This window comes from Dehalococcoidia bacterium (assembly GCA_021295915.1).
GTDB lineage: Bacteria > Chloroflexota > Dehalococcoidia > Lucifugimonadales > UBA1123 > VXRN01.
The window spans coordinates 106,043-116,535 of the sequence record JAGWBK010000022.1 but is presented as its reverse complement, the minus strand read 5'-3'; the positions used below and the strand labels follow the sequence as shown (position 1 = coordinate 116,535).

The window sequence follows — 10,493 nt, the reverse complement described above, 5'->3', positions numbered from 1 at the left end:
CGTGTATGCTGCCATGGTCAGGCTGATGCTACACCGACTGGCTGTCCCTACCTGAAATGACTTCTCAGACACCCTCTAATATCAATCAGGAACAACGATCTGAGAGGGGACATCCCGGCTGAACTGGGGTCGCTGTCGCAGCTCAGGTATCTCGACCTGCACGGCAACTCGCTGTCGGGAGAGATCCCTGCTGAGCTTGGCGGTCTGAGCAACTTGCAGCTGCTCTTCCTGTCCGAGAACGCCCTTATAGGCTCGGTCCCATCAGGGCTCGGCGACCTGTCCGGCTTGCGAGGACTCTGGCTGGGCGGCAACCAGATCACGGGCTGCCTGCCTCCGATGCTGCGTGACACTGACCACAGCGACGTGGACAGCCTGGGGCTGGAAGACTGCAAGTAGCAGTCAGCTTGATGAAGTTGTGTCAATTTGGTGGGTGCCTCCCTACGGAACCTGGAGTCCCTCCCTCAGGGAGAGGGCTAGCGCCTGCCCCGGACTCGATCCGGGGATGAGGGTGAAAGCACTGCCTACCAAACTGACACAGTCTCCCACTTGAGACGTGCTATTGTGACTGTCCCATTCTTGGAGTAGCATATGGCGTGGCAATTCACACGTCGTAACGTAGGTATCTACGTAGCACAAGGAGAGACCTCACATGGCTGACATTGAATGGGGCGGTATCTATAAGGAAATCGGAGCGCAGCCGGTCATCAACGCAATAGGCAGCGTCACACTGCTCGGTGGTTCGACTCCTGTGCCCGAGGTGGTTGAAGCAATGGAGGCGGCAGGTGTCGCCTACATTCCGCTGGTAGAGCTAGAGGAGAAGGCCGGACGCGCGATCGCTGATATGGCAGACGTGCCTGCTGCATGGATCACCTCCGGAGCCGGATCGGCGCTGACCCTGGCCGCCGCTGCCGTGATGGCAGGTGACGACGACGACAGGATTCAGCAGCTCCCTGACACCACAGGGATGAAGAACGAGTTCCTCATTCAGAGAAGACAGCGCTACTGGTACGACCGCTGCCTTGAGACCTCCGGCGCCAAGCTCGTCGAGTTCGGCTCGGACGAAGGCACGACTCGTGAGGACCTCGAGAACGCCATCGGCCCCAACACTGCAGCGGTCCACTTCTACGCCGTAGAGCAGGACCCGGACCCTAACGTACTTTCGCTGGAGGACTGCATCGAGATCGGCAGAGCACACGGGATCATGGTCACGGTCGATGCGGCTGGACAGATCTATCCGCTCGAAAACTTCGGTAAGTACGTGCGAATGGGCGCTGACTTCCAGTGCATAGCCGCCAAGTACATGGGCGCTCCGCAGTCGACCGGACTCGCGCTCGGCACCGAGGACATGATCCGCAAGCTCGGATACCAGTCGTTCGTGGGCTACGAGGGACGCAGGATCAGGGGCATCGGCAGGCCTCACAAGGTCGACCGCCAGGAGATGATCGGCGCGGTTGCGGCGACCAAACGCTGGCTCACCATGGACCACGAAGCGCGTCTCGCCGAAGTAGAGCAGCGCAGCCAGACCATCCTGGGGCCGCTCAGGAACATCCCCGGACTCAAGGCTGAGATGATAGACAACATCATCGGCCACCAGCCGTTCGGTGTGCATCTCGAAGTGGACTCTGACGTCGCCGGATTCACCGCACAGGAGCTGGTTGACAGGCTCAAGGCTGGAGACCCGCCGATCTGGACGCGCGTTCGCGATGGCGAGGAGCACATCGACATCCATGTCTTCGGTCTGTACGAGGGCGAGGAGCAGATAGTCGGCGAGCGCATAGCCGCCGAGTTCGGTCGCTAAAGGGCTTTGAGTTCCCGACCATACGACACGAAGTCCCCTCTCCCTTGATGTGAGAGGGCTAGGGTGAGGGTGATTGCCGCCTGACGGCAGTGCATGTCTGGTCCACTTGAAGGGATACGCATAGTCGACCTCACTCAGCCCAACTGCTGGCGTTCCTGGGCGCCGACGTCATCAAGGTTGAACAGCCGGGCGTCGGCGACAGGACTCGCCACGAGCGAGCCATCTCCGAGGACGTAGACAGCTTCTACTACATCGTCTTCAACGCAAATAAACGCAGCATCACCCTCAACCTGAAGAGCGAGCGCGGTCGCGAGATCCTGCTGGATCTGGTTGCGAAGGCCGACATCGTCGTCGAGAACTACGCCCCCGGCCAGATGGAGCGGTTCGACCTCGGCTTCGACGCGCTCAAGCAGGCCAACCCGAAAATAGTCTACTGCACCATCAAGGGCTTCGGCAGCTACGGCCCGCACTCCCACGTGAAGAGCTTCGAGCATATCGCCCAGGCCATGGGCGGAGCCATGAGCGCGCAGGGAGATGCGGGCGGTGAGCCGACTTTCGTGGCACCGGGCGTCGGCGACTCAGGTACCGGCCTCCACGCCGGCATAGGAATGCTGGCCGCGCTGAGACAGCGTGACGCCACAGGCGAGGCCCAGCGTGTCGAGGTTGCCATGCAGGACGGCATAGTCAACCTGATGCGCATCCGGATGATCGACACGTTCAACACGGGTAAGCCCATCCCGCGAGAGGGTAACCGCACCTGGGGAGGCCCGTCAGTTGTGTATCCGTGCAAGCCGGGTGGCCCGAACGACTACGTGGCGCTGGTGCTGGCCGGAGACGCGTGGGACACGGTGCTCGCACTGGCAGGACGCGCCGACCTCATCGGCGACCCTCGCTACGCGACTGCTGAGGCACGTCAGGAGCGTGGTCCCGAGGTCGAGGAGATCGTCAGCTTGTGGACGCGCACCGTAACCAAGCACGAGGCGATGGAGATCTTCACTGACCTGGGATTCCCCGCTGGGGCTGTCCAGGACTCGCTGGACGTGCTGGCAGACCCTCACCTGAAAGAGCGGGAGATGATCGTGGACATCCACGACCCCGTCCGCGGCGACTACCAGGTGATTGGATGCCCCATCAAGGTCGAGGGTAACGAAGTCGAGATTCAGCCTCCTCCGCTTCTCGGTGAGCACACCGATGAGGTACTCGACGACGTGCTCGGCATGACGCCCGACGAGGTAGGCGCACTAAGGGACGAGGGCATTGTCTAGTGGACAAGCGCGAATTCATCGACCGCGTAAAGTCCGAGCGGCAACTATGGGACGAACTCCTGAGCCAGGTTCCCGATGACCAGATGCTGACGCCAGGAGTAGAGGGCGACTGGTCGGCCAAGGACATCCTCGCCCACTTGATGTGGTACGAGCGAGAGATGATCGGGGTGCTCAAGGCACGAGCGTTGGTAGGTTCGGACTGGTGGGCGCTGCCCTTGGAGGAGCGAAACGCCGCCGTCCATGGGGAAGTCTCCGGCATGTCTCTCGAAGAGGTGCGGGCTGAAGTTGCCTGTGTGTTCCCGGCTCTGGTCGAGCAGCTTGAGCTGCTGCCTGAAGAAGCGCTCCACGACGCCGCACACTTTGAGGGTATGCCAGCCGAATGGGCGCCATCCGACGTCATCGGCAGCAACACTTTCAGGCACTACCCGGATCACACTGAGTCGATACGCCGGCTGATCGGGCTGGACACCGACTCGTAAGCTGTTCCCGAAGTCACCTAGTCAGCGGCGACAATCGCGAGTTCCGGATGTGGCAACGGCGGACGTTGCGCCGCGACTGCGGCCTCCTGCTCGTCGCTCGTCATTGGCGTGAACCGCTGGGCGGCGTCCAGCACCTTTGGCAGCAGGCTGACCTCGCCTGAGCTTGGCGCAGTGTGCATCGGCTGTGACAACACCCACCACAGAGAACGGTCGATGTCCTCCTGCTCGCGGTGCGGGTCGTACCACGTGTGGAGGTCACGCGACCCGGTACCCCAGCCGCCGCGGGCGATCATCTTGATCGTCTGAATACCTATATCCTTGGCCGCGCACTCAGTGAGCAGCGCCTCTGAGTCGCGGCGGTAGTTGGCGTCTCTGGCCATTGCCGGGCTCAGCGGGAACATGACCGTATCGAAGTCGAAGCGGTTCAGGCTCTCAAGGATCGTGCTTGGAACGTATGGCCCGTGACCGGTGATCCCGAGCCACTTGGTCAGGCCATGCTCACGCATCTCGACCAGCGTCTCTAGCGCGCCCCCGTCGGCGGTGGCGAGGTCCAGCTCGTGCATGTTGACCACTGAGTGGAGTTGGAAGAGGTCGAAGCTGTCTACGTTCATCCGCTTCATGATGCTCTCGACGTCTCGCCACGCCTCGTCACGACTTCGGAACCGTGTCTTTGATCCCAGGAACATCTTCTCCCTGAGCTCCGGCATCCACGGCGCGACTCTCTCCATGGACTGGGCGTACGAAGGCGCTATATCGATGTGGTTTACGCCGTGATCTAGGAGTAGCTGAATGGCCTTGTCTGCATCGTCCTGGTCTACGTAGCCGACCGAGTACGCTCCGAATGTGACGACGGTGCTCTCATGCTCTGTGCGTCCGAGTCTGCGCTTTTCCATTGAATTGTCCTCCTCAGGAAGTCGAGCGACTGCTACACGATACGCACGGGTCGCTGTGATAGACTTTCGCTCTCGAAATCTTCGTCAATGGAGTGAGCATACAGAAAATGTCCCAAGTATTCGACATCGCCGACCGGTACGTTGAGCGCATTGCGGAGATGAGTCCGATCAGCGCTACCTACATGGGCGTGCCTGGCCACGACCACGAGATGAACGACTTCTCGCCAGAGATGAGCGAGGCCTCAGCCCAGCTCGACCGCGATACGCTGGCCGAGCTTGATACAGCGCGAGTCGAAGACGAGCGTGACCGCATCGCGCGAGACGCGATGCGAGATAGCCTGAGGCTTAACCTCGACCAGCACGACGCCAACCAGCACTTCAGAAGCCTGAGCATGATTCACAGTCCCGTCCACAGCGTCCGCCAGGTGTTCGACCTGATGCCACGCGAGACAGAGGAGCACTGGGCGAACATAGCCTCTCGAATGGCTCGGATCCCGACGGCTCTCGACAGCTACCGGCGCACCCTTGAAGAAGGGCTGAGTCGTGGCCTTGTCGTCGCGAGGCGACAGGCGAGCGAGACCGCGGGGCAGTGTGACGTCTGGACCGGCGCGGCTGAGGGCAGTGCCTCGTTCTTCCAGGCTCTCGTCGATGCGTTCGACGAGTCAGGAGTGGACTCGGCAGGCCTCAGGTCCGACCTGGCTGCCGCCGCTAGTACAGCCGAAGAGGGAGTGACTGAAATGGCCCGCTTCCTCCGCGAGACTTACGTTCCCGGCGCATCCGATCGGGATGCAGTCGGGGAAGAGCGATACTCGCTGGGCGCGCGGGGGTACAACGGAATCGAGCCCGATCTTCGCGAGACCTACGACTGGGGCTGGGAGCAGCTCGCGTGGGTTGAATCGGAGATGGCAGAGACTGCCGAGAGGATCGCACCGGGAAAGGGCGTCGAGGCCGCGAAGGAGTTGCTGGAGACCGACCCGGCAAGGGCCATCGAGGGCGAGGCGGAGTTCAAAGTCTGGATGCAGGAGTTGCAGGACCGGACAATCGCAGAGCTTGACGGCACGCACTTCGACATACCCGAGCCTGTGAAGAATATCGAGGCCCTGATCGCGCCTCCGGGCGGTGCGCTGGCGATGTACTACACGCCGCCCTCGGAGGACTTCTCAAGGCCGGGCCGTACCTGGTATCCGACCGGCGGAAAGACGCGCTTCCCAGTCTGGGGCGAGGTCTCTATCGCCTACCACGAGGGTGTTCCCGGTCACCACTTCCATCTTGGTACGACAGTCGCACTGTCTGAGCAGCTATCGAGATTCCAGCGTCTCCTGGGAGGCACATCCGGTCAGATCGAGGGCTGGGCGCTATATGCTGAGCGGCTGATGGGCGAGCTCGGCTACCTTGAGAACCCCGACTACTATCTCGGGATGCTCCGGGCACAGGCGCTCCGCTCGGTGCGCGTGATCATAGATATCGGGATGCACTTGGAGCTTGCCATACCCGACGGCCAGGACTTCCATCCTGGCCAGGTGTGGACCCCGGAGCTTGGGCTGGAGTTCATCATCTTGAAGAGTCACTTCCCTGCGGACTTCGTCAAGAGCGAGGTCGACCGCTATCTCGGCATCCCTGGGCAGGCCATCAGCTACAAGGTCGGCGAGCGCGAGTGGCTCGCGGCGCGCGAGGAGTCGAAACAGCGCCTCGGGTCGTCATTCGATCTCAAGGAGTGGCACACCCGCGCACTGTCGCTGGGCCCGATGGGTCTAACCCAGATGCGGGAAGAGTTCCGGCGTGAGTGAGATAACGCTTCTTGACCGCTTCCGCGGCTGTCTGCTGGGACTGGCGGCAGGCGACGCGTTGGGTACGACGCTGGAATTCAGGGAACCAGGCACGTTCGAGCCCATAGACGACATGATTGGAGGCGGGCCGTTTCCATTGGAGGCTGGTCAGTGGACTGATGACACGTCGATGGCGCTATGCTTGGCCACCAGTTTGATCGAGAAGAAGGGTTACGACCCCCTGGACCAGATGCAACGCTACGTCAGGTGGTGGCGTGAAGGCTATCTGTCCTCGACCGGTGAGTGCTTCGACATTGGCAATACCGTCAGGAGTGCCCTGAGTCTATTTGAGGGTACCGGCGATCCATACTCTGGCTTTACAGACCCCATGTCTGCTGGGAACGGATCCCTGATGCGGCTGGCTCCTGTCCCCATGTGCTTCGTGGCGGACGCTGAATTGGCCATTGGTCGTAGCGCGGCGAGTTCCATGACAACGCACGGTACCGATGAAGCCGTGGACGCCTGCCGCTACTTCGCTGGCCTGCTGGTCGGCGCGTTCAACGGCGTCGACAAGGATACGCTTCTCGCCCCGCACTACTGTCCCGTCGAAGGGCTATGGGACATTATCCCACTGTCTCCGAAGATCGCCGACATAGCCTCCGGCTCGTTCAAGCTCAAAGAGCCGCCTGCGATCAAGGGAACAGGTTACGTCGTGGACTCGCTTGAAGCGGTTCTCTGGGCCTTTCACAGTACCGACGATTTCAGGACGGGGGCACTGAAGGCCGTCAATCTCGGCCATGACGCTGACACAACGGGCGCGATCTACGGTCAGATCGCAGGCGCCTACTACGGTGTCGAATCGATTCCGGCAGAATGGCGCCAGAAGCTGACGATGTCAGCCGAAATCACATCAATGGCCGACAGCCTGTATGAACTAGCCCAGCGCTAGAGCTACTTCCACTCGTCGTCTGGGGGCCAGATGTTGGTAGCGCCCCGGCCCGCGCCCTGTAGTCCTGAGTCCTCTCGCCAGTCCGCGGACGCGTCTCGCCACTTGATGAAGTGTGGCGCCTGAGTGTGGGCGTGGAAGGCGTCCTCGTCCTTGTAGACCTCATAGAGCCAGATGCGGTTCTCGTCTTCGGCGTCCTGGATGACGTCGAAGCGCAGGCATCCCGGCTCGTCGTTCACAGATCCCCGGGCGTCGCCGATCATCTCCTCGATGAATCGGTCCTTGTAGCCTTCTTTGATCTGAATCGGAGCGATGATGACGTACATGTGGAACTCCTCTTTACAGGACTCTACTTGCTGCTGAGACGGCGGCGCCCGGTGCGACTTCGTACCCGACCTGCGACAGCACTGATTCCATGGCCGACAGCGCGAGCAGCACGTAATCGGGACGGCTGGACTCGCCCATGAGTCCGAATCGCCAGACCTTGCCATCAAACGCGCCGAGGCCCTTCCCGATCTCTATGTTGTAGTCGGCCAGCAGCTTCGCCCGCACCTCGGCGTCGTCCACGCCCTCGGGTATCCAGACGGGAGTGACCTGTGCGAGCCTGTAGCCTTCGGGTGTAACTACTCCCAGCCCGAGCGCTTCGAGTCCGGCCCTCAGCGCCTCTGCGTTGCGCTCGTGACGGGCAAATCGGTTTTCGAGGCCCTCTTCGAGGACTACGCGCAGGCCCTCGCCCAGTGCGAGCACCATGCTCACCGGCGAGGTGTGGTGGTAGACCCTGGGGGCGTACCAGTAGTTGGCGTTCAGGTTGAGGTCCAGGTACCACGAGGCAGGTGGCGTCTCACGCGACCTGATGGACTCCATGGCGCGCTGGCTGACTGCCACGGGTGACAAACCGGGTGGGCATCCCAGGCATTTCTGGGTCGCGCTGTAGCAGTAGTCGATGCCCAGGTCGTCGAATGCGACCTCGTTGCCGCCCAGCGACGTCACAGCGTCGACCATGAATAGGGCCCCGTGCTCACTGGCAAGTCTGGACATGCCCTCCAGAGGCTGCCTGATGCCGGTGGACGTCTCGGCGTGGATAACTGCGACCATCTTCACGTCAGTGTTCTCTTTGAGTGCCTCTTCGAGCATCTCCTCAGGGAATGGCTTGCCCCAGTCGGAGCGCAGCGCGACCACGTTTGCGCCGACGCGGGTAGCCATGTCGACCATCCGCTCACCGAAGTACCCGTAGATGCAAACGATCACGGTGTCGCCGGGTTCCAGGATGCTGGACAACCCGGCCTCCATGCCGGACGATCCGGTCCCGGAGAGCGCCATCGTGTACGCCTCTTTCGTCTGGAACACTTCGCCCAGAAGTCCGGAGACCTGGTCCATTATGTCGACGTAGTCAGGGTCCAGGTATCCGATCATGTTCTGCATCATCGCCTGGAGCACCCTGTTGTTGACCATCGAAGGTCCGGGACCCAGCAATATGCGAGGAGGTACGCCAATCATCGCATTGGAGTGGTCTTCAGTCATGAGGCTCCTTTACCTGCGATTGTACCGGTCGTCGAACCGGACTATGTCATCTTCACCAAGATAGCTTCCTGACTGCACTTCAATGATTTCGAGCGGGATAGTGCCCGGGTTCTCCAGCCTGTGAGTTTCGCCTACCTTCACGTACGCCGACTCGTTCTCAAAGAGCAGCGACTCGCCGTCGTCCTTGACGATCTTCGCGGTGCCGCTGACCACCACCCAGTGCTCTGACCGGTGATGGTGCATCTGCAGTGAGAGCGCCTGACCAGGGTTGACCGAGATGCGCTTGACCTGGAAGCGCTCCCCGGAGTCGATGACCTCGTACCAGCCCCAGGGCCTGTGGACCTGGCGGTGGTTCTCGCGTTCTGGCCTGCCCTCAGCTTCCAGCTGAGCAACGAGCTCTCGAACGTCCTCGGCCCGGTTTCGGTCTGCTGCGAGCACCGCGTCCGGGGTATCCACTACGATTACGTCCTCGAGGCCGACGGCAGCGACCAGCCTGTTGTGACCAAATATCATCGAGTTCCGCATGTCGTGAGTATAGACGTCGCCACGGACCACGTTGCCGTCGTCGTCTTTGTCGCTCACGTCCATGATGGCTGCCCACGAGCCTACGTCCGACCAGCCGGCATCGATGGGAACGACGAGGGCGCGACGACTGGTCTCCGAGCCGACGATTCGTTCCATAACGGCGTAGTCGATCGTGTCAGGCGGACACGCTGCGAAGGTCTCAGCGTCGGGGCGGAAGAAGAGACCGTCGTGCGCACCGCTGGCATGGGCGCTGCGACATGCGTCGATGATATCGGGTCTGAAGCGTTCGATCTCTTCCAGCCAGGCCGACGTGCGCAGCACGAACATGCCGCTGTTCCACAGGTACTCTTCGGTCTCGAGCATCGACTGGGCGGTGTTCAGGTCGGGCTTTTCCACGAACTCGGCAAGCTCGTAGGCCATTGCCGAATCGGACTTGAACCCGTTGAAGAACTCGTCACCTCGGCGAATGTAACCGTACCCGACGCTGGGGAAGCTTGGAGTGATTCCGAAGGTAACTATGTTGTCGTGCTCAGCCAGTTCGGACGCGACAGTGACAGCGTGCTGGAATGCGGCTACGTCGGAGATCACGTGGTCCGCCGGCAGTACCAGCATCACAGGACTCGCCCCGTTGTTTGCCTGTTCCGACAGGGTCAGTGCAGCGAGCGTAAGGGCAGGTGCGGTGTTGCGTCCAACCGGTTCCAGGAGTATCGAGGTAGGCAGCCGGTCTACCTGCCGGGAGTGTTCGGCAACGAGGAACCTGTGCTCTTCGTTGCACACGACAATCGGGTCGGCGACCTCGTCCACGCCGTCCAGTCGCAGGACGGTGTCCTGCAGCATCGAGTGGCTGTCTGAAATGGACAGGAACGGCTTCGGATAGAACTCTCTGGAGAGTGGCCAAAGCCTTGTCCCTGATCCTCCGGCAAGAATTACGGGATGCAATGTCATGGCGAGATTCAATCCCTCGTGGGCATACAGGACTTGCGCCCGGTGCCGCTGCTAAGCGCGGGTCTCACAGTCCCTACGGTACTGCTAGACCGACTCCGATGCAAGAGATGCCACGGCCACTCAGTTTCTCGATCGAGGATATCGAAGAGAATCCCGCAGGGACTTTTCGAGGAGGCTAGGGGCCGGAACATCCATTCCGATACTGTCTAAATCACTAGGCCTCGATCTCGTCATTGATCTGCTTCAACGTCGTTGTCCAGAGTCAGTGTAATTCTCATACAACCGTCAGGGTGTGCTTAGAGTTGAAGCAAGATTCAATTGCCTCGGGCCTGAGATGAAATCATCCCAATAAGGA

General features: G+C 61.1%; 10 protein-coding genes. 6 read left to right on the top strand and 4 right to left on the bottom strand.

The window, feature by feature from the left end; translation table 11 throughout:
* Positions 1–78 precede the first annotated feature (78 nt).
* From J4G14_08475 to J4G14_08460, 4 genes are all read left to right on the top strand, one after another.
* Positions 79–396, top strand: coding sequence for a leucine-rich repeat domain-containing protein (locus J4G14_08475; protein ID MCE2457836.1), 318 nt, complete (start codon positions 79–81; stop codon positions 394–396).
* A 253-nt stretch (positions 397–649) separates the two neighbouring features.
* Positions 650–1,798 (top strand): hypothetical protein, encoded by a 1,149-nt coding sequence (locus tag J4G14_08470; protein MCE2457835.1) that lies wholly within the window; start codon positions 650–652, stop codon positions 1,796–1,798.
* Between the two features lie 143 nt (positions 1,799–1,941).
* Complete coding sequence (locus tag J4G14_08465) at positions 1,942–3,063, top strand: CoA transferase (protein MCE2457834.1); 1,122 nt, start codon at positions 1,942–1,944, stop codon at positions 3,061–3,063.
* Positions 3,063–3,542 carry a DinB family protein gene (locus J4G14_08460; protein MCE2457833.1) on the top strand — a complete coding sequence of 160 codons (480 nt, stop codon included), beginning with the start codon at positions 3,063–3,065 and terminating at the stop codon, positions 3,540–3,542. Before J4G14_08465 ends, J4G14_08460 begins: the two co-directional genes overlap by 1 nt.
* A gap of 17 nt (positions 3,543–3,559) precedes the next feature.
* On the opposite strand, the gene J4G14_08455 is transcribed toward J4G14_08460, so the two are convergent.
* Positions 3,560–4,435 (bottom strand): aldo/keto reductase, encoded by an 876-nt coding sequence (locus tag J4G14_08455; protein MCE2457832.1) that lies wholly within the window; start codon positions 4,433–4,435, stop codon positions 3,560–3,562.
* 107 nt (positions 4,436–4,542) lie between these two features.
* On the opposite strand from J4G14_08455, the gene J4G14_08450 reads away from it, so the two are divergent.
* Together J4G14_08450 and J4G14_08445 are read left to right on the top strand one after the other, a co-directional pair.
* Positions 4,543–6,222, top strand: a complete 1,680-nt coding sequence (locus J4G14_08450; protein MCE2457831.1) for a DUF885 domain-containing protein — start codon at positions 4,543–4,545, stop codon at positions 6,220–6,222.
* Position 6,223: 1 nt separating this feature from the next.
* Positions 6,224–7,150 (top strand): ADP-ribosylglycohydrolase family protein, encoded by a 927-nt coding sequence (locus tag J4G14_08445; protein ID MCE2457830.1) that lies wholly within the window; start codon positions 6,224–6,226, stop codon positions 7,148–7,150.
* 2 nt (positions 7,151–7,152) lie between these two features.
* Here J4G14_08445 and J4G14_08440 read toward each other — a convergent pair whose 3' ends face one another.
* The 3 genes from J4G14_08440 to J4G14_08430 are packed head-to-tail and all read right to left on the bottom strand — an operon-like array spanning position 7,153 to position 10,150.
* Positions 7,153–7,473: an antibiotic biosynthesis monooxygenase gene (locus tag J4G14_08440; GenBank protein MCE2457829.1), complete on the bottom strand. Its 321-nt coding sequence runs from the start codon at positions 7,471–7,473 to the stop codon at positions 7,153–7,155.
* Between the two features lie 13 nt (positions 7,474–7,486).
* Positions 7,487–8,644 carry an alanine--glyoxylate aminotransferase family protein gene (locus J4G14_08435; GenBank protein ID MCE2457828.1) on the bottom strand — a complete coding sequence of 386 codons (1,158 nt, stop codon included), beginning with the start codon at positions 8,642–8,644 and terminating at the stop codon, positions 7,487–7,489.
* A 33-nt stretch (positions 8,645–8,677) separates the two neighbouring features.
* Complete coding sequence (locus J4G14_08430) at positions 8,678–10,150, bottom strand: mannose-1-phosphate guanylyltransferase/mannose-6-phosphate isomerase (protein ID MCE2457827.1); 1,473 nt, start codon at positions 10,148–10,150, stop codon at positions 8,678–8,680.
* Positions 10,151–10,493: the final 343 nt, after the last annotated feature.

What these genes read in the sequence shown, in the direction of transcription:
- J4G14_08435 (MCE2457828.1), bottom strand. Translation starts at nt 8,644, where the DNA reads ATGATTGGCGTACCTCCTCGCATATTGCTGGGTCCCGGACCTTCGATG.
- J4G14_08455 (MCE2457832.1), bottom strand. Translation starts at nt 4,435, where the DNA reads ATGGAAAAGCGCAGACTCGGACGCACAGAGCATGAGAGCACCGTCGTC.
- J4G14_08450 (MCE2457831.1), top strand. Translation starts at nt 4,543, where the DNA reads ATGTCCCAAGTATTCGACATCGCCGACCGGTACGTTGAGCGCATTGCG.
- J4G14_08440 (MCE2457829.1), bottom strand. Translation starts at nt 7,473, where the DNA reads ATGTACGTCATCATCGCTCCGATTCAGATCAAAGAAGGCTACAAGGAC.
- J4G14_08470 (MCE2457835.1), top strand. Translation starts at nt 650, where the DNA reads ATGGCTGACATTGAATGGGGCGGTATCTATAAGGAAATCGGAGCGCAG.